We start from the raw sequence: 22909 nt of genomic DNA, 5'->3' as shown, positions 1-22909 counted from the left end.
GCCTCCCCTTTCCTCTTTCATCTTTCATCCCAAGGACTCCCATGACCCTCGACCTGCGGGGCTACCAGCCCCGCCATCCCACGCTCTACCAGCTGGCCGCCGATGGCGAATCGCTGGACTTCGTCTTCGCCCGCTGCCCCGCCTGCGGCCACCTGGCCTTTCCGGCCGACGCGCCCGGCTGCAGCCAGTGCGGCGACCCCATGAAGGACGCCGAGCGCATCACGCGCCCCGGCAGCGGCACGCTGCTGGAGTTCGTGACCCTGCATGTGCCCCTGCTGCCCGGCATGGAGGTGCCGCGCATCGCCGCCGACATCCGTCTGGGCGAGGACGGCCCCATCGAGGAAGGCGTGATGGCCACCACCGACGAGTCGCAACTGCGCGTGGGCATGCCCCTGCGCGCCGTGGCCCATCCCCTGCCCGCGGGCGAGGTGTTCGACTGCCGCTTCGTGCCGGCCGCGGAGGCGCAGCGATGAGCCACTGGATCGACGACAACGAGGGCGTGTACGTGGCCGGCATCGGCATGCATGCCTACCAGTTCCCCACCGAGACGCCCTACACCCACCTGGGCCTGACCGCGGTGCGCCAGGCCCTGGCCGACGCGGGCCTGACCTGGCCGCAGGTGAACAGCGCCTACATCGGCACCACCTCCATCGGCATGGCGGCCGGCCGGGTGATGCTGCGCCACCTGGGCTCGACCGGCCTGGCCGTCACCCAGGTCGAGAACGCCTCGGCCTCGGGCTCCTTCGCCTTCCGGCAGGCCTGCCTGGAAGTGGCGCGTGGCGTCAGCGACGTGGTGCTGGCCGTGGGCGTGGACAAGCACGGCGACGGCCGCCGCGCCGCCGACAAGGACGGCCTGGCGCACCTGAGCGACACCGCCAACGTGCCGCCGGTCAAGTTCGCCATGATGGCCCGCACCTACCTGCGCGAGCGCAATGCCGACGCGACCGCGATGGCGCAGGTGGCGGTCAAGAACCATGGCAACGCCTCGCGCAACCCCTATGCGCAGTACCGCAAGCCGCGCACGCTGGAACAGGTGCTGGCTTCGCCGCGCGTGGCCGGCGACCTGACGGTGCAGCAGTGCTGCCCGCGCGGCGAAGGCGCGGCGGCGGCCATCGTGGTCTCGGGCCGTGCCCTGCGCCGGCTTGGCCTGGACCCCAAGCGCTGCGTGCGCGTGCGGGCCTCCACCGCCTGCAGCGAGACGCCCGAGACCGCCTACGGCCAGGCCGCGGTCGACCTGGTGCGCAGCAGCGCGCAGTCGGCGCTGGAGCAGGCGGCCATATCGGCCCAGACGCTGGACCTGCTCGAACTGCACGACGCCTTCTCGGTGGAAGAGCTGCTCTACAGCGAGGCCATCGGCGTGTGCCCGCCCGGTGAGGGCGCAAGCTTCCTGATGCGCGGCGACTCGCGCATCGGCGGGCGCTGCGCCATCAATGCCTCGGGCGGCCTGATCGGCATGGGCCATCCGCTGGGGCCGACCGGCATCGGCCAGATCGCCGAGCTGACCCGACAGCTGCGCGGCGAGGCCGGCGAGCGCCAGCACAGCCATTCGCGCTGGGCCATGGCCCACATGATCGGGCTGGGCTCGGTGGCCATCGCCCATGTTCTGTCCGCCCCGGACGCCTGAAGGAGGACCGCCGCATGACCAACTACGCCACGGCCCCCGACCACGTCGACCTCGGCACCCTCACCTATGCAGTGCAGGGCCAGGTCGCCGTGATCACCCTCAACCGCCCCGAGCGCATGAACACCATCGGCAGCACGATGAAGCCCGACCTGGCGCAGGCCTTCCTGCAGCTGGCGCGGGCCGACGAGCGTGTGCGCGCCGTCGTGCTGACCGGTGCGGGTGACCGCGCCTTCTGCGCCGGCGCCGACATCAAGGAGCGCGCCGATCACCAGATCTCCGCCAACGACTTCTTCGTCGCGCAGAAGGCCACGCACGACCTGCTGCGCGACATCGAGGAATTCGAGAAGCCGGTGATCGCCGCCATCAACGGCGTCGCCCTGGGCGGCGGCCTGGAGATCGCGCTGTGCTGCGACCTGCGGATCGCGGCCGACCATGCGAAGTTCGGCCTGCCCGAAGCGCGCATCGGCGCCCTGCCCGCGGCCGGCGGCACGCAGCGGCTGCCGCGGCTGATCGGCGAGGCGCGCGCCAAATACCTGATGTTCACCGCCGCCCAGATCGACGCGGCCCAGGCCCTGCAGATGGGCATCGTCACGCAGGTCTGCCCCGGCGCCGAGCTGATGACCGAGGCCATGAAGCTGGCCGGCACCGTGGCCGCGATGCCGCCGCTGTCCATCCGCCTCATCAAGCGTGCGGTCAACCGCGGCATGCAGACCGACCTGGACAGCGGCCTCGAATACGAACGCTACGCCGCCGCCATGCTGATCGACAGCGAGGACCGCAAGGAAGGCATGCGCGCCTTCGTCGAGAAGCGGGCGCCTGTCTTCAAGGGCCGCTGAAGCGCGGCCTCTCCATTCCCATCATTCACAAGGAAACACCATGAAACTCAATCTGGAGCGCCGCGTCGCGCTCGTCACCGGGGGCGGCCAGGGCGTGGGCCGTCAGATCTGCATCGAGCTGGCGCGCGAGGGTGCGCGGGTGGTGGTCAACGACCTGTTCGCGCCGCGTGCCGAAGCGGTGACGGCCGAGATCCGTGCGCAGGGCGGCGAGGCGATGGCCGCACCGGCCGACATCACGCAGGCCGAGCAGGTGCGGGCCATGGTGGACCAGGCCGCGAGCCACTTCGATGCGCCGGTGGAGATCCTGGTCAACAACGCCGGCATCATTCCCGAGCGCCGCGAGAAGGGTGGGCGCACGCCGGCCTTCATCGACATGCCGGTGGAGGACTGGGCCAAGATCGTCAACCTCAACGTGTACGGCACGCTGCACTGCTGCCACGCGGTGCTGCCCGGCATGGTGGCGCGCAAGGGCGGCCGCATCGTCAACATCATTTCCGAGGCCGGCCGCATCGGCGAGGCCAACATGGCCGTCTACTCCGGCGCCAAGGCCGCCATCGCCGGCTTTGCCAAGGCCCTGGCCAAGGAGCATGGCCGCCATGCGGTGACCGTCAACTCCATCGCGCTGGGCGCCGTGTCGCACGAGGGCATCAAGGACGGCCCGCTGCATGTGGACGCCACGCCGCAGAACAACGAGCTGCTGGCCAAGATGCTGGGCATCTACCCCATCTCCAAGGGCGTGGGCCGGCTGTCGCGGCCGGACGACGTGTCGGGTCTGGTGGCCTTCCTGGCCTCGGACCGGGCGCTGTTCATCACCGGGCAGACCATCGGCGCCTCGGGCGGCTTCGCGATGGTCTGAGGGACAGGGCGGCGGCGGGCCGGCACCGGCCCGCCCTTTATGATCCGGCCCGCGTGCAAGACGCCTCCGGGTCCGCGGGAAGGGTTGAACCCACTTGCCTGTCTTGCGGCATCCATCGCGATGCCGCCTCCTCACCACCTTGGGTGCAGCCGGTCTTGCGGGCCATCGGCGTTCGATGCACAGAGGTGTCCATGCAATCCCTCCCTCCCCGGCCCGACATCGGGCATCTGAAGAAGCAGGCCAAGTCCCTGCTGGCCGACTACCGGCGCGGCGCGCCCGCGGCGATGCAGCGCTTCCGGTCGGCATTGCCCGCCGCGCGCGGCCGGGACGATGCCGCCCTCACGGCACAGTCGCTGCGGCTGCACGATGCGCAGTCCTGCATCGCACGCGAGCACGGCTTCGCCAACTGGGCGGATCTGCTGCGCTTCGTCGAGGCGCGGCGAGCGCTCCTCGACGATCCGCAGGCGGCGCTGCTGCACTGGCTGCGGCTGGTCTATGCCGGCGATGTGGCCGGCGGCAACGGCGCCAGCCGGCCCGCGGTGGCGGCGCGGCTGCTGGCGGAACATCCTGCGCTCGTGGCCGGCGCCGATCCCTGGCTGGCTTGCGCCATCGGCGACGAGGCGACGCTGCGGGCCGCCATGCAACGCGATCCGTCCTGGGTCCACCGGCCCGGCGGCCCGTTGCGGCTGCCGCCGCTGGTGGCGGTCACCCATTCCGGCCTGGCGCGCGTGCCCGGTTTCGCGGAGGGCCTGCGGGCCTGTGTGGCAGAACTGCTGGCCGGCGGCGCCTCGCCCAACCAGTCCATCGGCAGCCGGTGGACGCCCGCCTCGCTGGACGCGCCGGACGAGTCCTTGCGCGTGTCGGCGCTGTACGGCGCAGCGGGCCAGGCGGGCGACGCGGCCATGACGAAGCAGCTGCTCGATGCGGGCGCCCGGCCGGACGATGGCGAATCGCTCTACCACGCGCTCGGCACCCCCGCCTGCGCCCGCCTGCTGCTGGAGGCCGGCGCCACGATTGCGGGCACCAACGCCATCTACCGCGCGCTCGACTTCGACGATCCGCAGGCCCTGCAACTGCTGCTGGCGCATGGTGGCGATCCGGACGAGCCGCCGGCCGGTCCGCCGACCTCGGAATGGGGCACGCCGCTGCTGTGGGCGATCCGGCGGCGCCGTTCGGTGGCGCATGTCCAGGCGCTGATCGACGCCGGCGCGCGCACCGATGTGCGCACGCCCGACGGTGTGACGGCCCGCGTCCTCGCGCTGCGCTTCGGCCTGCCGGAGATCGCCGCGCTGCCGGCATTGGCCGCGTCGGGGCGTCCAGGCGGCGACGACCTCGACACGGTCGAGGCCTTCGTGGCCGCATGCGCCCGTGGCGACACGCCGTCCGCGCTTGCCCTCCAGCGTGCCGAGCCCGATGTGCTCGCCCGGTTGGACGACGCGCAGCGGCGCCTGCTGCCGGAACTGGCGGCCGATGGCTGCGACGCCGCCGTGCGTGCCATGGTGGCCTGTGGCTGGCCGCTGGAAGTTCGCGGCGGCGACATCGACGGCTCGGCCCTGAACCAGGCCGTGTTCCGCGGCGACGCGGCGCTTGCGCGGCTGCTGCTGGAGAACGGCGCCGACTGGCGGGCCCCGCATGGCTTCGGCGACGACGTGCGGGGCACGCTGTCCTGGGCCTCGCTCAACACGCCGTCAGGCGAGGGCGACTGGGCTGGCTGCGCCCAGGCGCTGCGGGACCACGGCATGCCGGCCGCCCTGCCCGACCCGGACGGGTCGGACGCGGTGCTGATCGATGGCCGCCGTTATCTGTTCGCGGACGAGGTGCGGGCCGTGCTGCTGGGCACGGAGGCGCTTCACCTCAGTCGGCCGTGCATACCCGGTCGCGGCCGGACTGCTTGGCCTTCAGCATCGCCAGATCGGCCCGATGCAGGGTGTGCATGACGGATTCGTCTGCCCGCAGCACGGCGATGCCGACAGAGACGGTCAGGCGTTCATCGGGCCGCGGCACCTGCGCGAGCAGCAGACGCAGGCGCTCGGCCACCGCCACGGCCTGGGCTTGCTCCTGGCCCGGGAGCAGCACGCAGAACTCTTCCCCGCCGAGCCTGCCCAGCACGTCATGCTGCGGCAGGGCCTGCCTCAGCGCCCCGGCCATGCCTCGCAGCACCGCGTCCCCGGCCGCGTGGCCGTGGCTGTCGTTGAGCCGCTTGAAATGGTCGATGTCCAGGTACAGCAGGGCAAGCGGCGCCCCAGTCTCGCGCGCCAGGCCGGCCGCCTGTTCCGCCTGGTGCAGGAACTCTGCCCGGCTGCGGGCGCCCGTGAGGGCGTCCGTGGCGCTGAGTTCCGCGAGCCGGCATTCCTGGTCGAAGGCGCGGCGCTGGTAGTCCTGGATGCGGCGGTGGGTGACAAAGCCCGTGGCGAGGGCGATGCCCGCATAGAGCAACGTGAAGACGGTGTCGGTCCGGTTGGCCGTGGGGTCGAACACGAAAGGCAGGAAGAAGGCATAGCAGGCCAGCGAACCGCCGACCCACTGCGCCAACGTGATCCAGAAGAAGCTGGTGGTGACGGCGATGATGATCGCCGCGGGAAGGAAGTACATGAGCGGCCGGTCGGTGCCGAGCGCGCCCAGATAGCTGTTGAAACTCACCGTGGCAATGGTCGCCATGCAGGCCAGGCCGTAGGCCTGGACCGAGGGGGCGCGCGCGATGAGGAAGGCGAACAGCGCGGTCAGCGGCAGCAGCAGTACCCGCAGCCCCACATATTCCGGCATCGGGATCAGCAGCCGCGCCAGCAGCGCCGCCACCGAGCCGGCCACGGCGGTCAGGCCCATTTCGATCGCCGTGAGTTGCAGACGCTGGCGGGTGTGGTCCCGGTAGATTTTTTCTTGATCGGCGGCGGAGGCGGCGCGCTGGAGCATCGGCTTCTCGTAGGGCAACGGCAGCGGCCGTTCGGGCGTGGGAAAGGATGAGGCCGGCATGGCCCTCGTGGGTCAGCGAGCCGGAGCTCCCCCTGCGCCCAGCGCCTTGCGCTCGCGCCAGGCCGTCTGCACGAAGGGATCGGTCACGGCGTAGATGCCGTGGCCCTTGCGGATGATGAGGTTGGCGTCGCGCAGTTCGTCGGCCACGCGCTGCACCTGGTCGGCCGTCACGTCGCGGGCCAGTTGCGCGGTGTAGTCGGCCAGGGCCTGCGCGCCGAACAGGCCGGTGGCGTCGCCCTCGGCCTGCGCAACGCGGTCGAACACGGCACCGGCGAGGGTGCCCAGGTCTTCCACCTTGCGCAGCTCCACATCGGCGGCCGCCGTCTTGAGCGTGGCGGCAATGACGGGCAGGAAGCGGTCGGCCTCGGCCGGGTCGGCCTGCTGCAGCTGGCGCAGAGCGCGGATCAACTCTTCCGGGCGCCGGCCCAGCGTGTCGAAGGCCTCGATGGCCACGGCCAGGCTGGGCTGGACGCGGGCGCCTTCCAGGGCGATGCCGTCCAGCACATGGGCCACGTAGTCGCCGTCCAGCGTCGGGTAGTCGACCGAGGTCGCGCCGGCGAAGGCATGCCGGCCCTGCAGCGTCATGCCCACCACCTGCGCACGGTGCGAGCCGGTGCCGATGAAGATGAAGTGACCGGGCGTGCCGGGCCGTGGATTGATCGCGTCGCGCGCCGCCTTGATGGCCAGCAGCATCTGCGCGCCGTCTTCGCCGGCCAGCGCCTGCTGCACCTCGTCGACGATCAGCACCACGTCGGTCCGGGCCTTGTCGACCACCTCGGTCAGTGCGTCGGCCAGCGTCACGCCGCCCTTGGCGCCCACCTCGTTCAGCTGGAAGCCGAACTTGAAGCCGGCGGCGCCGACATCGAGGCCCTTGAGCCGTTTCAGGCGCGCGAGCACGCCGGAGGCGGGCGTCTGCAGCTCGGCCAGCGCGCGCTGGATGGCCGCATGGATGAGCGTGGCCGGGTTGGCCCGCGTATCCGTCCACAGGTCCACATAGATGACGATAGCGCCCAGCGCCTCCAAGGCCGGGATCAGGTCCTGCCGCAGGAAGGTGGTCTTGCCGGTCCGCCGCAGGCCCGACAGGAACAGTCCGGAGCGCAGGCCCTGGTCGAGCAGGCCCGGACGCAGGAGCTGCCGCGCCATCTGGTCGGCCAGGGCTGTACGGTGGAACAAGGTCATTTCGGCGATTTTACCCAGATCGGCTAATTAGTCGAAATCCATAAAACACGCAAAACTGCCAGATCCAAGCTGCGGAGCCCCGCAGGGCCGCGCAGGGCCGATCTGCAGACAAACAGCGGCCTCGGACCCGGGAAGGCCCGCGACGTGAAAGCGCCGCGGGCCTTTTTGCGTGGGCATGACGGTCAGGCTGGCATGGATGCTGCAAGGGAAAACCAGACTGTCGATTGTTAGACAATCCAACAAAATCCCCGCCGGCCTTCTCGCCAGACGCCGATCCATCCTTCCGCTCTTCATGACCCAGCCCATCCTGCGCATCAGCGGCCTCCACAAGCGCTTCGGCGATCACCATGTGCTGCAGGGCATCGACTTCGATGTGCAACCCGGCGACCGCGTGGCCATCCTGGGCTCCAGCGGCTCGGGCAAGAGCACCTTCCTGCGCTGCCTCAACTTCATGGAAACGCCCAGTGCCGGCAGGATCGAGCTCAAGGGCCGCCCCATCGGCCGGCCCGACGCGCGTGGCGGCAATGCCGTGCGCTACACCCAGGCCGAGCTGGCGCAGGTGCGCCGGCAGGTGGGCATGGTGTTCCAGCAGTTCAACCTGTTTCCGCACATGACGGTGCTGGGCAACGTGATGGAAGGCCCCATCACGGTGCGTGGCATGGCCGCTGCGCGGGCCCGGGACATCGCCCTGCGCGAACTCGACAAGGTGGGCCTGGCCCACAAGGCGGACGCCTACCCCGGCCACCTGTCGGGGGGTCAGCAGCAGCGCGTGGCCATCGCCCGCGCGCTGGCCATGGAGCCCGACGTGCTGCTCTTCGACGAGCCCACGTCATCGCTCGACCCCGAACTCGTGGGCGAGGTGCTCAACGTCATCCGCGACCTGGCCGAGGAAGGCCGCACGATGCTGCTGGTGACCCACGAGCTGGGCTTTGCCTACCACTACGCCAACAAGGTGCTCTTCCTGGCCGACGGCCTGATCTACGAAGCCGGCACCCCCGACGAGGTGCTCAAGCACCCGCGCAAGGAGCGCACGCAGCGCTTCCTCGAACGCTTCACGGCCTTCAGCTTCTGAAGCAGCCGTTCCCTCATTCCGCGCCCTCCTCCCATGCAGCTTTCCAACCCCGCCTCCGCCACCAGCTCCCAGGCCTACCGGGCCGACGACCGCAACGAGCAGGTGCTCGTCTACCTCAACGGCGACTTCGTGCCTCGCAATGAAGCCAAGGTCTCGATCTTCGATGCCGGCTACGTCTGCGGCGACGGCGTGTGGGAAGGCGTGCGCCTGGTCAACGGGCGCGTGATCTCCTTCGACGCCCACATCGACCGCCTGTTCGAAGGCGCCAATGCCATCGCCATGGACATCGGCCTGAGCAAGCAGCAGGTCAAGGACGTGATCCTGCGCACCTTCGAGGTGAACGGCATGCACGACGGCGCGCATGCGCGCCTGATGGTCACGCGCGGCCTCAAGAAGACGCCCAACCAGGACCCGCGCTTCATCATCGGCAGCGCCACCGTGGTCTGCGTGGCCGAGCACAAGGTGGTCGATGTCGCGGCCAAGAAGCGCGGCCTTGCGCTGCACACCAGCACCATCCGCTGCAGCACGCCCGACGTGTTCGACCTGCGGCTCAACTCGCACAGCCGGCTCAACTTCATCCAGGCGCTGATCCAGGCCATCCATGTGGGTGCCGACGAGGCGCTGATGCTGGACACCAACGGCTTCGTCTCCAGCTGCAACTCCACCAACTTCTTCATCGTGCGCGGCGGCGCGCTGTGGACCTCGTCCGGGCGCTACTGCTTCAACGGCATCACGCGCGCCACGGTGCTGCGCCTGGCGCGCGAGAACGGCATCCCGGTGCACGAGGGCGACTACACGCTCGCGGAGGTCTATGCCGCCGACGAGGCCTTCGTCACCGGCACGCTGGGCGGCCTGACGCCCGTGGCGGCCATCGACGGCCGCCGCCTGCCCACCGAGGGCTACGGCCCGCTGACGCAACGCCTGGCCGAGCTGTACCAGGCCTACATCACGGCACCGGCGGCCTGACTTTTTCCACCCCTCCCCTTCCTGTCCAACCCTCGTAGGAGCGACGAATGAACATCCTGTCCCGCTTTGCCGCCGTCCGCCGCGGCCTGCTGTTCGGCCTGCTCGGCCTGGGCCTGCTGGCCGGCGTGCCGGCCCAGGCCCAGACGCTGGAGAAGGTCAAGAAATCCGGTGAGCTGCGCATCGGCGTGGCGCCGGGCGACCCGTGGTACTACCGCGACCCCGCCACCGGCCAGTGGACCGGCGTCGGTGTGCTCATGGGCGAGCAGATCGCCAAGAACATCGGCGTGAAGATGGTGCCGGTCGAGACCACCTGGGCCAACAGCGTGGCCGGCCTGCAGTCGGGCCAGTTCGACGTGATGTTCGTGCTGGACGCCACCGAGGAGCGCAAGCGCGCCATCGACTTCCCTGCCGCGCCGATGCTCTGGTATGCCCAGGGTGTGCTGGCCAAGGACGGCTTGGTCGTGAAGAACTGGAGCGACCTCGACAAGCCCACCGTGCGCGTGGGCGTGGCCCTGGGCACCGCCACCGACCGCGACCTCACCAAGCGCCTGCCCAACGCCAAGATCGAGCGCTTCACCAACACCGACGAGACCGTGGCCGCCTTCAACGCCGGCCGGGTCGACGCCATCGGCTTCTACCACTCGGTGCTGACCATCGCGTACTCCAAGATCAAGAAGGGCAGCGTGCAGATCCCGCAGCCGGTGGTCGCCATCGCCACCAGCGCCGGCGTGCGCAAGGAGCAGGACCCGGCCTTCCGCGACATGCTCGACGAGCAGTTCAAGAAGCTCTACGCCTCAGGCCAGACGCAGGCGCTGTATGCGCAGTACCTCAAGACCAAGGGGTTGGATCCGGACAAGATGCCCGGCGTGACCAAGGAGTCGCTGGAGAAGTAAGGCGGGCAATGGCGGTATCGCCGGCATGGAGCCCCCACCCGGCAAGGCTGAGAGAGCCCCTCTCCCCTTGCGGGAGAGGGGTCGGGGAGAGGGGGTGTGCCCATCTCCACCGCAGTGCCTCCGGCCATCGCAGCGGCCCCTCTCCCCAGCCCTCTCCCGCGAGGGGAGAGGGAGCCAAGCCCAGCGGGTGCGCGGCCTCCGATGCTCGCCACTGACCCTGCTGCCTGCGCTGCGGCTCCTGCGCAGCGCCACGGACACATGACATGAACTACGACTGGGACTTCGGCGCCGTCTGGGAATACCGCCAGATGCTGCTGACGGGCGTGCTCGGCACCTTCCGCATCGCGGCCGTGGCCATTGCCATGGGCGTGCTCATCGGCGCCGTGCTGGCCACCCTGCGCTTGACGAAGACGCGCTGGCTGCAGTGGCCGGCCCTGTGGTTCACCGAGTTCTACCGCAACACGCCACCGCTGGTGCACTTCTTCTGGGCCTTCTATGCGCTGCCCGTGGTACTGGGCGTGAGCCTGGACCCGTACGTGGCGGCCATCATCGCCCTCTCCACCCAGTCGGGCGCCTTCTATGCCGAGGTGTTCCGCGGTGGCGTGGTCAGCATCGACCGTGGCCAGTGGGAAGGCGCCCGCGCCCTGGGCATGCGCCCGCCGGCCGTGCTGCGGCGGGTGGTGCTGCCGCAGGCCCTGCAGCGCATGCTGCCGCCCTTCATGGAACGCTCCTTCGAGCTCATCAAGACCACCGCGCTGGCCTCGACGCTGGCGTATTCCGACCTGCTCTACCAGGCCATGCAGGTCAACAGCATCACCTTCCGCCCGCTGGAGGTCTACACCGTGGTGGCGGCCATCTTCTTCGTCACGCTGCTGGTCCTCAGCACGCTGGCGCACCTGCTGGAGGCACGGCTGACCCGCGCCACCCGGCCCGTTTCCGCGACCGCGAGGTGACCGGCATGGACTTCTCGTGGGACTTCGCGCCGGTGCTGCAGAACTGGCCCGTGCTGCTCAAGGGCGTGGGCATGACGGCGCTGCTGTGGGCCATCGCCTTTCCGCTGTCGATGGCGCTGGGCCTGCTGCTGTCACTGGCCACCGGCTCGGGCCGGCGGGTGCCGGTGATGCTGGGGCGCAGCTGGGTCGAGCTGTTCCGCAACACGCCGGTGATGGTGCAGCTGATCTGGTTCTTCTATGCCTTTCCCATCCTCACCGGGGTGCAGCTCACGCCCCTGGTGGCGGCGCTGTGCGGGCTGGTGCTCAATGCCTCGGCCTACTGCTCGGAGATCTTCCGCGGCGGCATCGCCTCCCTGCCGGCGGGCCAGTGGGAAGGCGCCCGTGCGCTGGGCATGACGCGCACCCAGCTGATGCGCCGGGTGATCGTGCCGCAGGTGCTGGCGCGCATGCTGCCGGCCTTCACCAACCGTGGCATCGAGCTGGCCAAGAACACCTCCATCGCCTCGGTGATCGCGGTGCAAGAGCTGATGTACCAGGGCCGCGCGCTGTCGGCCGCCTTCTACCGACCGCTGGAGATCCTCACGGCCGTGGGCCTGATCTACTTCGTCCTGATCTACCCGGGCTCCTACCTGGCCTCGCGGCTGGAAAAGCGCTTCGCGCTGCGGGCCTGAAGCCCTTGCACCCCGCGAGCCGCATCGAGCCCTCGCCGAGAATCGCGCGCACACCATGAGCAGCATCCCCCGTTTCGAGCCCCTGCCCACGCTGACCCGCCGCGATCAGGTGGCCGAGACGCTGCGCCGCGCCATCCTTTCCGGGCGCATCGCGCCGGGCACGCAGCTGGTCGAAAGCCGGCTGGCCGGTGACCTGGCCGTGAGCCGCGGCCTGCTGCGCGAGGCCATCCGCGAGCTGATCGAGAGCGGCCTGGCCACCAACCGGCCCTATGCCGGCACCTTCGTCACCGAGGTCAATGCCGAAGTGCTGCGCGACGTGTACGAGATGCGCCGCGTGATGGAGACCCAGGCCTACCGCCGTGTCTGGCCGCTGCGCGATGCGGCCTTCCGGGGCGAGTTGCAGGCCCGCTTCGACCACATGATCGCGGCCGTGCGCAGCGACGACCTGTCGGAGGAGATCCGTGCCGAGGCGCACTTTCACGGCCTGGTGTACGAGCGCTGCGGCAATCATTTGATGCCCGCCTTCTGGCAGCAGATGACGCAGAAGATCCAGCTGGGCTTCGGCATCTGCCAGATCGCGCATGCGCCCAAGGTGGACTTCGAGGCCAACCACCGGCGCTTCCTCGACTGCGCGCTGGGCGACAGCCTGGACGAGATGCTGGCGGAGCTGGAGATCCACCTGGACCGGGGTCTGGCGACCATTCAGTTCGAGGCGGGCGGCTGAGCGTCGACGCCGGCCGCGCCTGCCGCAGCCAGCACGGCGACCGCGCGGCGCGCTAGGTCGGCAGGGCCTGCGCCCAGTCGGCGATGGCCTGGGCCACCGCATGCGGCTGCTCGGGCACGAGCGCATGGCCGGCGTGCGGGATCACCTGTACCGTGACCTTGTCGCCCAGCAGGGCCTTCAGCTCGTTGCGCGTGGAAGCCGGGCGCCACGCATCCTGCCCGCCCTGCAGGTCCAAGATGGGCGCATGGCTGCGCCCGAACCACACCGACTTCGCGGGCGATTGGCCCGCGGCCCGGTAGGCCGCGCGCAGCGCCGGATGCCAGCCCTGCAGCCACGGCGTGGGATCGTTGCCCGTGGCGAACATGCACAACCGCAGCGCGGCCAGCCGCTCCGGGGCCGGCCGTGTCGGGTCCGACGCGATGGCCAGCGCCTCGGCCATGCCCGCCGGAAAGACCTGGGCCGATGCGCCCAGCGCCACCACGCCACGCACGAGCGCCGGATGGTTCATGTCGGTGACGCGCGCGGTCCAGTGCCCGTAGGCATGACCGACGACGACCGCCCGGCCGCCGCCGAGGCGCTCGATGGTGAATGCGACGTCGCCGGCCAGCGTGTCCAGCGTCATGCCCGGCGGCGGTGCGGAGCTGCGGCCCATGCCGCGCGGCTGGGGCCGCAGCACGCGGAATCCGCGGGCAGCGATCAATGCGGCGACTTCGTCGAAGTCCTCGGAGTCGCGCAGCGACGAGGGCAGCATGACGATGGCCGGTCCATCACCATCGACGATGACGTCGATGGCGGTCGTGCCGTTCTTCAGCAGTTCGCGGTGGCGTTGAGGTGGAAGTGGGTTCATGGCGCAGCCGTGCAGCGAAACAAGCGCGGCGGGAAGGCCCAGCACCAGGGCGCGGCGCGGCAGGGGCCGATGGAGGTCCGGCATGGTCGTTGTCTCCTGCTTGTGATGTCTGCAAAGAATAGGCCGCCATCGGCGGGCGAGCCATGCAGATCGCCGCATAGCATGCTTGCCGGTGCAGCGTCTCTGCGCTGCGTCTCGATCGTTTAGCCTCGCCCGGAGACACAGCTTCCGATCCACCATGGCACGCATTCCCCTCTTCCCTTCGGACAACATGGACGCGGCGCAGCGCCTCGTGCTCGACAAGGTCGTCTCCGGCCCGCGCGGCCGGATCCAGGGCCCGCTGCGCGCTGCCCTGCACAACCCCGAGCTGGCCGACAAGTGGCAGGCGCTGGGCGCCCTGCTGCGCTATGGCACCTCGCTGCCGCCGCGGCTGTCGGAGATCGCCATCCTCGTGACGGGCCGGGCCTGCCGCTCGCCCTTCGAGTGGTATGCGCACCGCATCGAGGGCGAGAAGGCGGGCCTGGAGCCGGCCTTCATCGAGGCACTGCTCGCCGAGTCCGAGCCGCCCGCCATGTCGCCCGACGACGCGGCTGTCTGGCGCTATGCGGTCGAGCTGAACCGGCACCGCTCGGTGTCCGAGGCCACCTATGCCGAGGCGCTGGCGCGCTTCGGCACCAAGGGCGTGGTCGAGCTCACGGCGCTCATCGGTTACTACACCATGGTGGCGATGACGCTCAACTGCCACGAGATCCCACTGCCGGAAGGCGTGGCGCCGGCCTTCGCGCTGCCGCAGCAGGAGGCGCTGTCGTGACCGCCGACGCTGCCGCGCCCGACAGTGCCCGGCCAGCAGGCGAAGCGCCACGGCACGCGGTGGGCGCGCCATCCGAGGCCGTCGGCGGCTGGGACTGCCACGCCCACCTCTTCGGCCCCTACGCACGCTTCCCGCTGGCCGCGGATCGCAGCTACACGCCGCCGGAGGCGCTGGAGCCGCAGTACCTGGCACTGCTGCGACGACTCGGCCTTCGCCATGGCGTGCTGGTGCATCCCAGTGCCTACGGCGACGACCATTCGCTGCTGCTGCATGCCCTGCAGTCGCAGCCGGCGCTGCGCGGTGTCGTCGTGGTGCGACCCGGCAGCGCGCTGCCGCTCGGCGATCTGCATGCCAGGGGCGTGCGCGGCGCCCGCTTCAGTCATCGCAGCGGCGCCGGCGCCAACTTCAGCGGCAGTGCCTCCTTCGACGACCTGCGCGCCCTGGCGCCCGCGCTCGCCGATGCGGGGTTGCATGCCGAACTCTGGACCGACTGCCAGGCCCTCCCGGCGATTGCCGACGCGCTGCAGGACCTGCCCGTGCCGGTGGTGATCGACCACATGGGCGGCTTCGATGCGAAGGCCGGCGTCGACGAGCCGGGCTTCCGCGTGCTGCTGGATCTGCTCGCCAGCGGCAAGGTCTGGGTCAAGCTGTGCGCGTACCGCAACCTGCTGAACGAGGCCGACTGGGACGCGGGCCGTGCCTTCCAGCAGAAGATGCTCGAAGCAAATCCGCAGCAGCTGGTGTGGGGCAGCGACTGGCCCCACCTGCGCGTGAACCCGGTGCCGGACGCCACACAGTTGCTGGACATGTTCATGGCCTGGGCCGGCAACGACGCGCTCGTGCAGCGCGTGCTGATCGACAACCCCGAGCGGCTCTACCGCTGAAGGCCCGGGATGAGCCTCGGCAAGGTACTGGTCACGGCAGGATCCGTGAAGGGATGCGAGCCCGCGCTGCAGCTGATGCGCGATGCGGGCTGCGTGGTGCAACTCGCGACTCCGCCGCTTCCACTGCATGAGGACTGGCTGCTGACCCAGAGCCGCGATGCCGCTGCCCTGATCTTCGCGATGGAGCCCGTCTCGGCGCGGCTGCTGGCCAACGCCCCGCAGCTGCGCATCGTGGCGCGCCCGGGCGTGGGCTACGACACGGTGGACCTCGACGCCGCAACGCGGCAGGGCGTCGCCGTCACCATCGCCGAGGGCACCAACCACGAGAGCGTGGCCGACTTCACCTTCGCGCTGCTGCTCGGCGCCGCGCGCGGCCTGCTTCCGGCTGCGGGCAGCGTGCAGCAGCAGGAATGGACGCGCGTCACCGGCACCGAGGTGTGGGGCAAGACGCTGGCCCTGGTGGGCCTGGGCCGCATCGGCCAGGCCGTTGCCCGGCGCGCGCGCGGCTTCGACATGCGCGTGCTCGCGGTCAGCCGCAAGCGCGACGAGGACCTGGCGCACCGCCTGGGCCTCAGCTACGTGGACCTGGACACGGCCCTGCGCGAGGCCGACTTCCTCTCGCTGCACGCGCCGCTGACGCCGCAGACTGCGAACCTGCTGGACGCCGGTGCCATCGCGCGGATGAAGCCGGGCGCCTACCTGGTCAACACCTCGCGCGGGGGCCTGGTGGACGAGGCGGCGCTGGCGGCCGCCGTGCGTGCGGGCCACCTGGCCGGGGCCGCCGTCGACGTGCTGCGCCAGCAGGGCGCGGGCAGCACCAGCCCACTCATCGGCGTGCCCGGCATCGTGGTCACGCCGCACATGGCGACCTTCTCGCGCGAGGCCATGCACCGCGTGGCCATGGCGGCCGCGAAGGCCGTGGTGACGCGCCTGCAGGGCGGCCGGCCCGCGGGCCTGGTCAATCCGCAGGCGCTGGACGCCGCATAGCAGCTATGACGCCGCGGGGGTACCGCGGCGCGCAGGCGCTGCCCAGAATGCCGCCAGACCACGATCACAGGAGACACGCATGAAGCATTGGTTCGGCGCTGCCATGGCGCTGGCGGGCGCATTGTTTGCCGTGCAGGCGGGCGCCCAGGAATTCCCCCGCCAGCCCGTGAAGCTGGTCGTGCCCTTCGCCGCGGGCGGTCCGGCCGACATCCAGGCCCGCTGGCTCGGCGTGAAGCTCGGCGCGGCCCTGGGGCAGCCGGTGGTGATCGACAACCGCGCGGGCGCCGGCGGCGTGCTGGGTGCGCAGGCCGTGATCAATGCGCCGGCCGACGGGCACACGCTGCTCTTCGCCTCGGTGGGTGCCGTCGCCATCGCGCCCTACCTGATGGACAAGCAGCCCTACGACGTCGCGCGGGACCTGGCACCGGTGATCCGCGTCGCCACCGCGCCCATGGTGCTGGTGAGTTCGGCCACCGGCCGCCACCGCGACCTGGCCGCCCTGGTGGCCGACGCCAAGGCGCATCCCGGCAAGGTCAGCTTTGCGAGCGCGGGGCCGGGCACGACGACCCAGCTGGGTTCCGAACTGCTCAAGCGCGAGGTGGGGGCCGAGATGATCCACATTCCCTACAAGGGCGCGGCCCCGGCGCTCACCGATGTCATGGCTGGCACGGTGGACGTGATGTTCGCCGACGCGCCGGTGGTGCTGCCTTACATCAAGGGCGGCAAGCTGCGCGCCCTGGCGGTGGGCACGCCGACACGCGTCGAGGGCCTGCCCGATGTGCCCACCACGGCCGAGGGCGGCTACAGGAACGTGCTGGCCTCCACCTGGTACGGCGTGCTGGCGCCGGCCAAGACCCCGCCGGCCGTGGTCAAGCGCCTCAACAGTGCCATCGGCACCGTGCTGGCTTCGCCCGACGCCGCCAGCTTCTTCGGCAGCCAAGCGCTGATCGTCAACGGCGGCACGCCCGAGGAATTCGGCAGCTTCGTGGCCAGCGAGTCGAAGCGCTGGACCGCACTGGCCAAGGCGGCCGGCGTGCGGATGGACTGACTCCCCATGGCCATCGCATTCACGACCATCAAGCAGGTCACGGCGCAGCTGTACGACCGCTCGCTGCGCGGCATCCCCAAGGACACCGAGGCAGCCCTGCGCAGCGCCGATGCGCGCGAGCGCAACGAGACCGCGCGCCACACGCTGCGCGTCATGCTCCAGAGTGCCGAGGCGGCGCAGCGCGAGCAGCACTTCATCTGCTCCGACGCGGGCGTGCCGGTCTACTTCGTCAAGGTAGGCGTGCAGGCACAGTTCGCCGGCAACCTGCGCCGGGCGATCACCGAAGGCTTCGCGGAACTGGTGGGCACCATCCAGCCGCCGCTGCTGCCGCATGTGACGCATCCGCTGACGCTGGAGCGCGGCTACCGAGGCAAGGGCATGCCCATCGTCACCTTCGACCTGGTGGACGACTGCGACCATGTGGAGATCACCTGCTCGCCCAAGGCGCTGGGTTCGGGCCGATGGGCGGCGCTGGAGATCTTCAGCTTTCCCGACCTGAAGACCATCGAGGAATTCGTGCTGGACACGGTCATCCAGGCCGGTGCCCAGCCCTGCCCGCCGGTGGTGATTGGCGTGGGCATCGGCGGCACCTTCGACTACGCAGCCAAGATGGCCAAGGAAGCGACGCTGCGCCCCATCGGCACGGCGCACGCCGAGCCGATGGTGGCCGACATGGAGCGGCGCCTGGTGCAGGCCGTGAACCAGACCGGTTTCGGGCCCATGGGCACCGGCGGCGACAGCACCGCGATGGCGGTGCATGTGGACTACTGCGCCGGTCACGGCTTCACGCCCGTGGCCGTGGCCTTCAACTGCTGGATCAACCGGCGTACCCGCGCGCGGCTCTTCAACGACGGCCGCGTCGAGATCCTGGAGTGACGCCATGGCCGTCCGCGAACACCGACTGAGCTTTCCGCTCTCCGAAGCCGATGCCCGCAACCTGCGCGCCGGCGACCTCGTCACGCTCGACGGCGAGATCGTGATCACCGCCGGCATGCCCACGCACGAGCGGCTGCTGCGCTGCCTGGACGGGCAGGAGCCGCTGCCCATGCAGCTCCAGGAGGCCTCGGTCATGCACCTGGGTAGCTTCAGCCGCGACATGGGCGAACGCTTCGAGGTGCTGTACCTCAACCCGACGACCAGCACCCGCTTCAACCCGTTCATGCCGCGGCTGCTGCGCGGCTTCCGCTGGCATGCGGTGGGCGGCAAGGGCGGGCTGGATGCGGCCTCGGCCGAGGCGCTGCAGGAAGTCGGCGGCGTGTACCTGTCCTTCCTGGGCGGCGGATGCACGCTACTCTCGCACGCGGTGCAGGACGTGGTGGAAGTGGGCTGGCGCGACATGCTCACCCACTACCGTCTGGTGCGGCTGAAGGTGCAGGGCCTGGGGCCCGCGACCGTCGGCATCGACGCCCACGGGCGCAGCCTCTACGACGAGGAAAAGGCCGCGGTGCAGGCGCGGCGCGCGGCCATCGTCGCGCAGATGGCCGCGGCCCGAGGCTGATCGACGGGGGCCGATGCGCCCCCGCTCACACCTGCTCAGCCGTCGATGGGCTCCGTGGCCTGGAACGAGGGCCGCCGCATCAGCTCCGCATGCCAGGCCGCCAGCTGCGGCGCGGTGCTGCGCCAGCCCAGCGCATCGAAGCGGTAGTCGATGTAGCCCAATGCGCAGCCCACCGTGAGCGTGCCGATGGAGAACGGCGCCGCACGCAGGGCGGCGGCCTCGGCATCCAGCAGCAGCAGCGACGAACGCACCTTCAGCGCGAAGGCGTCGAGCAGGCCCTGCAGCGGCTGCGCACGCTCACGTTCGTTGCGCCACAGGATCAGGGCATCCAGCAGCCCGTCGCCGAAGGCATGCCAGCGCAGGGCCTGCCAGCGGGCCTCACCCTCCGCAGGGAAGATCGTGCCCCCCGCCAGCGTGTCCAGGTATTCGCAGATCACCACCGAGTCGAACAGCACCGAGCCGTCCTCCCGCACCAGCGTCGGGATCTTGGACAGCGGGTTCACCGCCATGATCTCCGGGTTGGGCTTGAGCATCGCCGCGACGGAGCGCACCAGATGCAGCCGGTCCACCAGGCCGAGCTCGTGCGCGCACACCATCACCTTGCGCACGTAGGGCGACTTGGGCGACCAGTGCAGGGTCAGTGGGCCGGTCATCAGATCACCTCCTTCTGGCGCAGTGCGGCGATGTCGGCCTGCGCATAGCCCAGCTCGGACAGGATGTCCGCGCTGTGCTCGCCCAGCAGCGGCGGGGCCGAGCGGATGGGCAGGGCCGCACCGTCGAACTGCATGGGGCTGGCCACCAGGGGCACATCCACACCGGTGGGATGCGGCACGTGCTGCAGCAGCCCGCGCGCCTTCACCTGCGGTTCCTCGAACACCTGGGCGACGTTGTTGATCGGGCCGCAGGGCACGCCTGCGGCGTCCAGGGCGGCGATCAGCGGTTCGCGCTCCCACTGGGCAAATGCCTCGCGCAGCAGCGCCGAGAGTTCGGCGATGTTGCGCACGCGTTGGGCGTTGGTCGCAAAGCGCGCGTCGGCCGCCCATTCGGGATGCGCGAACACCTGGCAGAGCTTGGCGAACTGCCCGTCGTTGCCCACCACCAGGATCACGTCGCCGTCGGCGCAGGCATAGACGTCCTGCGGCTGGATGTTCGGGTGCGCATTGCCATTGCGTTGGGGCACCTTGTCGGAGACCAGGTAGTTCATTGCCTGGTTGGCCAGCGTGGCGACCTGCACGTCCAGCATGGCGATGTCGATGTAGCCGCCCACGCCGGTCTCGTTGCGGCGGGCCAGCGCGGCCAGCACGGAGACGGCGGTGTACATGCCCGTCATCAGGTCCACGATGGGCACGCCCACTTTCTGCGGGCCGGCGCCCGGCTTGCCGTCCTTCTCGCCCGTCACGCTCATCAGGCCGCCCATGGCCTGGATCAGGAAGTCGTAGGCGGGCTGGTCGCGGCGCGGTCCGGTCTGGCCGAAGCCGGTGACCGAGCAGTAGATGAGCCGCGGGTTGATCTTGCGCAGCGAGGCCTCGTCCAGCCCGTAGCGGGCCAGCGTGCCAGCCTTGTAGTTCTCCAGCACGATGTCGGAGCGCAGCGCGAGTTCGCGGACGATCTGCTGGCCTTCTGGCTTCTCCAGGCTCACCGTGATCGAGCGCTTGCCGCGGTTCACGGCCAGGTAGTAGCCGGCCTCGCGGGTGTCGCGGCCTTCGGCGTCCTTGAGGAAGGGCGGGCCCCAGCTGCGCGTGTCGTCGCCCGCCCCGGGCCGTTCGATCTTGATGACCTCGGCGCCGAGGTCCGCCAGGATCTGGCCGGCCCAGGGCGCCGCCAGGATGCGGCTGAGGTCGAGGACCCGGACGTGCGACAACGGGCCGGCGGCGGTGCTCATGGGCAGATCTCCTTCACGATGGCCCATTCTCGGAAGGGGCCCTTCAGGCGACTACCGCGGCGGCTGCAACGCTGGGATGCGCGTGCGCGCATACCAGCCTGCGGCCCTCAGCCTTCAGACGCCCTTGGCCAGCTCCAGCTTGGCGATGGCGTTGCGGTGCACCTCGTCCGGGCCGTCCACCAGCCGCACGGTGCGCTGGTGCGCATAGGCTTCGGCCAGCCAGAAGTCCTGGCTCACGCCGCCGCCGCCGTGGGCCTGGATGGCCCAGTCCACCACCTTGCACGACATGTTGGGCGCCACCACCTTGATCATGGCGATGTCGGCGCGCGCCACCTTGTTGCCCACTGTGTCCATCTTCCAGGCCGCATTGAGCGTCAGCAGGCGGGCCTGGTCGATCATGCAGCGAGACTCGGCGATGCGTTCGTGCCACACCGACTGCTCGGCCAGCGGCTTGCCGAAGGCGATGCGCTTGCGCAGGCGATCGCACATCAGCTCCAGCGCGCGTTCGGCCGCGCCGATGGAGCGCATGCAGTGGTGGATGCGGCCTGGGCCCAGGCGGCCCTGGGCGATCTCGAAGCCGCGTCCCTCGCCCAGCAGGATGTTGTCGACCGGCACGCGCACATCCTCGAGCAGCACCTCCATGTGGCCATGCGGCGCGTCGTCGTAACCGAAGACCGACAGGTGGCGCAGTACCGTCACGCCGGGGGTGTCGCGCGGCACCAGCACCATGGACTGCTGCGCATGCCGCGGCGCGTCCGGGTCGGTCTTGCCCATCACGATGAAGATGCGGCAGCGCGGGCTGCCCGCGCCCGACGAGAACCACTTGCGGCCGTTGATCACGTAGTGGTCGCCGTCGCGGCGGATCGAGCACTGGATGTTGGTGGCGTCCGACGAGGCGACCGCGGGCTCGGTCATCAGGAAGGCCGAGCGGATCTCGCCGGCCAGCAGCGGCACCAGCCACTGCTTTTTTTGCTCAGCGGTGCCGTAGCGCTCGATCGTCTCCATGTTGCCGGTGTCCGGCGCGGAGCAGTTGAACACCTCGCTGGACCAATGGACCCGGCCCATGACCTCGCACAGCGGCGCGTAGTCGAGGTTGGAGACGCCGCCGTGGCCTTCATAGGGATGCGGCAGGAACATGTTCCAGAGGCCCGCCTCGCGCGCCTTGGGCTTGAGCTCCTCGATCAGCGGCACCGTCTGCCACGGGTCGCAGGCGCGCCGGAAGGCGTCCATCTCGCGGTGGTAGCGCTCCTCGTTGGGATAGATGTGCTGGTCGAAGAAGGCCTTGAGGCGCTGGAGCAGGTCGGCGGCTTTGGGGGATGGATCGGCGAACATGAGGATTCCTTTGGATGACCGCGCGATTGAACCGGCAGTGGCGTTTCCTGTCGATCACGCCAGCGACAGCGCGGGTGGATTCAACGACCCGTGAACACCGGCGGGCGCTTCTCGGCGAAGGCGCGCTGGGCTTCCTTGGCATCCTCGGTCCTGGCGATCTGGGCCGTCATGTCCTGTTCGTAGCGATAGCCATCGCGCAGGCTCATGTCCTCGATGGTGTTGAGCGTGTGCTTGAACATGCGCGTGGCGATGGGGCTCTTCGATGCGACGCTGCGTGCGATCGACAGGGCCTTGGGCATCAGCTCGTCGGGCGGCACGCAGGCCTCCACGATGCCCAGGCGGTACATCTCTGCGCCATCGACGCGCGTGCCCGTGAGGGCCATGAAGCGCAGGCGCGAGTGGCTGAAGAGGCGCATGGCATGGCGGCCGCCGCCGAGCAGGCCGACGTCCACCTCGGGCATGCCCAGCGTCGCCTTCTCCGATGCGACCAGGATGTCGCTGGAGGCCGCCATGGCCAGGCCCGAGCCGAGCGCTGCGCCGTTGATGGCCACCACCACCGGCTTGGCGCATTCGCGGATGGCGTGGAAGCATTCGCGGGTGCGGCGCGAATGGGCCGGCAAATCTCCGGGCCCCTTGATGACGTCCTTGCGGCCCTTGAGGTCGGCGCCGGCGCAGAACACCTTGCCGGCGCCCGTCAGCACCACGGCGCGCACTTCGTCCATTTCGGAGATGCGGTCCAGCGCCAGGGTGAGCTCGTCGTTGAGCGTGCGCGTGAGGGCATTCACCGGCGGCGCGTTCAAAGTGAGGGTGGCGACGAAGTCCTCGATCTGCACTTCGAGCTGGGTCAGGTCGTTCATGGTTGGCTCCTGGGTTGTT

Annotated in this window: 24 protein-coding genes; 17 read left to right on the top strand and 7 right to left on the bottom strand. The window is 70.2% G+C overall.

The window, feature by feature from the left end; genetic code table 11:
- The first annotated feature begins 41 nt into the window (after positions 1-41).
- From L0984_RS23495 to L0984_RS23475, 5 genes are all read left to right on the top strand, one after another.
- Positions 42-473: a Zn-ribbon domain-containing OB-fold protein gene (locus tag L0984_RS23495; protein ID WP_234196766.1), complete on the top strand. Its 432-nt coding sequence runs from the start codon at positions 42-44 to the stop codon at positions 471-473.
- A complete protein-coding gene (locus L0984_RS23490) occupies positions 470-1624 on the top strand; it encodes a thiolase family protein (protein WP_234196765.1) in 1155 nt (384 codons plus the stop codon). The genes L0984_RS23495 and L0984_RS23490 overlap by 4 nt, the downstream gene beginning before the upstream one ends.
- Positions 1625-1638: 14 nt before the next feature.
- On the top strand, positions 1639-2460 hold the full coding sequence (locus tag L0984_RS23485) for an enoyl-CoA hydratase/isomerase family protein (protein WP_234196764.1): 822 nt from the start codon (positions 1639-1641) through the stop codon (positions 2458-2460).
- Between the two features lie 40 nt (positions 2461-2500).
- Positions 2501-3316: an SDR family NAD(P)-dependent oxidoreductase gene (locus tag L0984_RS23480; protein WP_234196763.1), complete on the top strand. Its 816-nt coding sequence runs from the start codon at positions 2501-2503 to the stop codon at positions 3314-3316.
- A gap of 191 nt (positions 3317-3507) precedes the next feature.
- Complete coding sequence (locus tag L0984_RS23475; RefSeq protein ID WP_234196762.1) at positions 3508-5253, top strand: hypothetical protein; 1746 nt, start codon at positions 3508-3510, stop codon at positions 5251-5253.
- Here the strand turns inward: L0984_RS23475 and L0984_RS23470 are convergent.
- Positions 5171-6286 (bottom strand): GGDEF domain-containing protein, encoded by a 1116-nt coding sequence (locus L0984_RS23470; protein WP_234196761.1) that lies wholly within the window; start codon positions 6284-6286, stop codon positions 5171-5173. The two genes, L0984_RS23475 and L0984_RS23470, sit on opposite strands and share 83 nt — an antisense overlap.
- A gap of 12 nt (positions 6287-6298) precedes the next feature.
- Positions 6299-7465 carry an AAA family ATPase gene (locus L0984_RS23465; protein WP_234196760.1) on the bottom strand — a complete coding sequence of 389 codons (1167 nt, stop codon included), beginning with the start codon at positions 7463-7465 and terminating at the stop codon, positions 6299-6301.
- Between the two features lie 292 nt (positions 7466-7757).
- Here L0984_RS23465 and L0984_RS23460 point away from each other — a divergent pair, with 292 nt between their 5' ends.
- The 6 genes from L0984_RS23460 (at position 7758) to L0984_RS23435 (ending at position 12744) form a co-directional block, all read left to right on the top strand.
- Positions 7758-8537, top strand: coding sequence for an amino acid ABC transporter ATP-binding protein (locus L0984_RS23460; RefSeq protein ID WP_234196759.1), 780 nt, complete (start codon positions 7758-7760; stop codon positions 8535-8537).
- Positions 8538-8570: 33 nt separating this feature from the next.
- A complete protein-coding gene (locus L0984_RS23455) occupies positions 8571-9503 on the top strand; it encodes an aminotransferase class IV (protein WP_234196758.1) in 933 nt (310 codons plus the stop codon).
- A gap of 47 nt (positions 9504-9550) precedes the next feature.
- A complete protein-coding gene (locus L0984_RS23450; RefSeq protein ID WP_076506476.1) occupies positions 9551-10396 on the top strand; it encodes a transporter substrate-binding domain-containing protein in 846 nt (281 codons plus the stop codon).
- 263 nt (positions 10397-10659) lie between these two features.
- A complete protein-coding gene (locus L0984_RS23445) occupies positions 10660-11349 on the top strand; it encodes an amino acid ABC transporter permease (protein ID WP_076506478.1) in 690 nt (229 codons plus the stop codon).
- Between the two features lie 5 nt (positions 11350-11354).
- On the top strand, positions 11355-12020 hold the full coding sequence (locus L0984_RS23440) for an amino acid ABC transporter permease (RefSeq protein WP_234196757.1): 666 nt from the start codon (positions 11355-11357) through the stop codon (positions 12018-12020).
- A gap of 55 nt (positions 12021-12075) precedes the next feature.
- Complete coding sequence (locus L0984_RS23435) at positions 12076-12744, top strand: GntR family transcriptional regulator (protein WP_234196756.1); 669 nt, start codon at positions 12076-12078, stop codon at positions 12742-12744.
- A 52-nt stretch (positions 12745-12796) separates the two neighbouring features.
- Here the strand turns inward: L0984_RS23435 and L0984_RS23430 are convergent, their stop codons facing one another.
- On the bottom strand, positions 12797-13675 hold the full coding sequence (locus tag L0984_RS23430) for an alpha/beta fold hydrolase (protein WP_234196755.1): 879 nt from the start codon (positions 13673-13675) through the stop codon (positions 12797-12799).
- A 154-nt stretch (positions 13676-13829) separates the two neighbouring features.
- Between L0984_RS23430 and L0984_RS23425 the strand changes: the two genes are divergently transcribed.
- The 6 genes from L0984_RS23425 (at position 13830) to L0984_RS23400 (ending at position 18819) form a co-directional block, all read left to right on the top strand.
- Entirely contained in the window at positions 13830-14402 is a 573-nt protein-coding gene (locus L0984_RS23425; protein ID WP_234196754.1) for a carboxymuconolactone decarboxylase family protein, read from the top strand.
- On the top strand, positions 14399-15286 hold the full coding sequence (locus L0984_RS23420; protein ID WP_234196753.1) for an amidohydrolase family protein: 888 nt from the start codon (positions 14399-14401) through the stop codon (positions 15284-15286). Before L0984_RS23425 ends, L0984_RS23420 begins: the two co-directional genes overlap by 4 nt.
- Before the next feature lie 9 nt (positions 15287-15295).
- Complete coding sequence (locus tag L0984_RS23415; RefSeq protein ID WP_234196752.1) at positions 15296-16273, top strand: NAD(P)-dependent oxidoreductase; 978 nt, start codon at positions 15296-15298, stop codon at positions 16271-16273.
- Between the two features lie 79 nt (positions 16274-16352).
- Positions 16353-17321 (top strand): Bug family tripartite tricarboxylate transporter substrate binding protein, encoded by a 969-nt coding sequence (locus L0984_RS23410; protein ID WP_234196751.1) that lies wholly within the window; start codon positions 16353-16355, stop codon positions 17319-17321.
- A gap of 6 nt (positions 17322-17327) precedes the next feature.
- On the top strand, positions 17328-18197 hold the full coding sequence (locus L0984_RS23405) for a fumarate hydratase (protein ID WP_234196750.1): 870 nt from the start codon (positions 17328-17330) through the stop codon (positions 18195-18197).
- A 4-nt stretch (positions 18198-18201) separates the two neighbouring features.
- Positions 18202-18819 (top strand): fumarate hydratase C-terminal domain-containing protein, encoded by a 618-nt coding sequence (locus L0984_RS23400; protein WP_234196749.1) that lies wholly within the window; start codon positions 18202-18204, stop codon positions 18817-18819.
- A 35-nt stretch (positions 18820-18854) separates the two neighbouring features.
- Here L0984_RS23400 and L0984_RS23395 read toward each other — a convergent pair whose 3' ends face one another.
- The 4 genes from L0984_RS23395 to L0984_RS23380 form a co-directional block, all read right to left on the bottom strand.
- Positions 18855-19472 (bottom strand): glutathione S-transferase family protein, encoded by a 618-nt coding sequence (locus L0984_RS23395; protein WP_234196748.1) that lies wholly within the window; start codon positions 19470-19472, stop codon positions 18855-18857.
- Positions 19472-20701, bottom strand: a complete 1230-nt coding sequence (locus L0984_RS23390; protein ID WP_234196747.1) for a CaiB/BaiF CoA transferase family protein — start codon at positions 20699-20701, stop codon at positions 19472-19474. The genes L0984_RS23395 and L0984_RS23390 overlap by 1 nt, the downstream gene beginning before the upstream one ends.
- Positions 20702-20815: 114 nt before the next feature.
- Positions 20816-22033, bottom strand: a complete 1218-nt coding sequence (locus tag L0984_RS23385) for an acyl-CoA dehydrogenase family protein (RefSeq protein WP_234196746.1) — start codon at positions 22031-22033, stop codon at positions 20816-20818.
- 80 nt (positions 22034-22113) lie between these two features.
- On the bottom strand, positions 22114-22890 hold the full coding sequence (locus tag L0984_RS23380; protein WP_234196745.1) for an enoyl-CoA hydratase/isomerase family protein: 777 nt from the start codon (positions 22888-22890) through the stop codon (positions 22114-22116).
- Positions 22891-22909 lie beyond the last annotated feature (19 nt).

The organism is Pseudacidovorax sp. NFM-22, from assembly GCF_021401245.1.
GTDB lineage: Bacteria > Pseudomonadota > Gammaproteobacteria > Burkholderiales > Burkholderiaceae_C > Xenophilus.
Note: the sequence above shows the minus strand (reverse complement) of the source record. Positions and strands in the feature narration are given on the sequence as shown.

What these genes read in the sequence shown, in the direction of transcription:
- L0984_RS23410 (WP_234196751.1), top strand. Translation starts at nt 16,353, where the DNA reads ATGAAGCATTGGTTCGGCGCTGCCATGGCGCTGGCGGGCGCATTGTTT.
- L0984_RS23495 (WP_234196766.1), top strand. Translation starts at nt 42, where the DNA reads ATGACCCTCGACCTGCGGGGCTACCAGCCCCGCCATCCCACGCTCTAC.
- L0984_RS23380 (WP_234196745.1), bottom strand. Translation starts at nt 22,890, where the DNA reads ATGAACGACCTGACCCAGCTCGAAGTGCAGATCGAGGACTTCGTCGCC.
- L0984_RS23450 (WP_076506476.1), top strand. Translation starts at nt 9,551, where the DNA reads ATGAACATCCTGTCCCGCTTTGCCGCCGTCCGCCGCGGCCTGCTGTTC.
- L0984_RS23405 (WP_234196750.1), top strand. Translation starts at nt 17,328, where the DNA reads ATGGCCATCGCATTCACGACCATCAAGCAGGTCACGGCGCAGCTGTAC.
- L0984_RS23435 (WP_234196756.1), top strand. Translation starts at nt 12,076, where the DNA reads ATGAGCAGCATCCCCCGTTTCGAGCCCCTGCCCACGCTGACCCGCCGC.
- L0984_RS23430 (WP_234196755.1), bottom strand. Translation starts at nt 13,675, where the DNA reads ATGCCGGACCTCCATCGGCCCCTGCCGCGCCGCGCCCTGGTGCTGGGC.
- L0984_RS23390 (WP_234196747.1), bottom strand. Translation starts at nt 20,701, where the DNA reads ATGAGCACCGCCGCCGGCCCGTTGTCGCACGTCCGGGTCCTCGACCTC.
- L0984_RS23465 (WP_234196760.1), bottom strand. Translation starts at nt 7,465, where the DNA reads ATGACCTTGTTCCACCGTACAGCCCTGGCCGACCAGATGGCGCGGCAG.
- L0984_RS23485 (WP_234196764.1), top strand. Translation starts at nt 1,639, where the DNA reads ATGACCAACTACGCCACGGCCCCCGACCACGTCGACCTCGGCACCCTC.
- L0984_RS23395 (WP_234196748.1), bottom strand. Translation starts at nt 19,472, where the DNA reads ATGACCGGCCCACTGACCCTGCACTGGTCGCCCAAGTCGCCCTACGTG.
- L0984_RS23455 (WP_234196758.1), top strand. Translation starts at nt 8,571, where the DNA reads ATGCAGCTTTCCAACCCCGCCTCCGCCACCAGCTCCCAGGCCTACCGG.
- L0984_RS23400 (WP_234196749.1), top strand. Translation starts at nt 18,202, where the DNA reads ATGGCCGTCCGCGAACACCGACTGAGCTTTCCGCTCTCCGAAGCCGAT.
- L0984_RS23440 (WP_234196757.1), top strand. Translation starts at nt 11,355, where the DNA reads ATGGACTTCTCGTGGGACTTCGCGCCGGTGCTGCAGAACTGGCCCGTG.
- L0984_RS23480 (WP_234196763.1), top strand. Translation starts at nt 2,501, where the DNA reads ATGAAACTCAATCTGGAGCGCCGCGTCGCGCTCGTCACCGGGGGCGGC.
- L0984_RS23470 (WP_234196761.1), bottom strand. Translation starts at nt 6,286, where the DNA reads ATGCCGGCCTCATCCTTTCCCACGCCCGAACGGCCGCTGCCGTTGCCC.
- L0984_RS23475 (WP_234196762.1), top strand. Translation starts at nt 3,508, where the DNA reads ATGCAATCCCTCCCTCCCCGGCCCGACATCGGGCATCTGAAGAAGCAG.
- L0984_RS23425 (WP_234196754.1), top strand. Translation starts at nt 13,830, where the DNA reads ATGGCACGCATTCCCCTCTTCCCTTCGGACAACATGGACGCGGCGCAG.
- L0984_RS23445 (WP_076506478.1), top strand. Translation starts at nt 10,660, where the DNA reads ATGAACTACGACTGGGACTTCGGCGCCGTCTGGGAATACCGCCAGATG.
- L0984_RS23385 (WP_234196746.1), bottom strand. Translation starts at nt 22,033, where the DNA reads ATGTTCGCCGATCCATCCCCCAAAGCCGCCGACCTGCTCCAGCGCCTC.
- L0984_RS23415 (WP_234196752.1), top strand. Translation starts at nt 15,296, where the DNA reads ATGAGCCTCGGCAAGGTACTGGTCACGGCAGGATCCGTGAAGGGATGC.
- L0984_RS23460 (WP_234196759.1), top strand. Translation starts at nt 7,758, where the DNA reads ATGACCCAGCCCATCCTGCGCATCAGCGGCCTCCACAAGCGCTTCGGC.
- L0984_RS23490 (WP_234196765.1), top strand. Translation starts at nt 470, where the DNA reads ATGAGCCACTGGATCGACGACAACGAGGGCGTGTACGTGGCCGGCATC.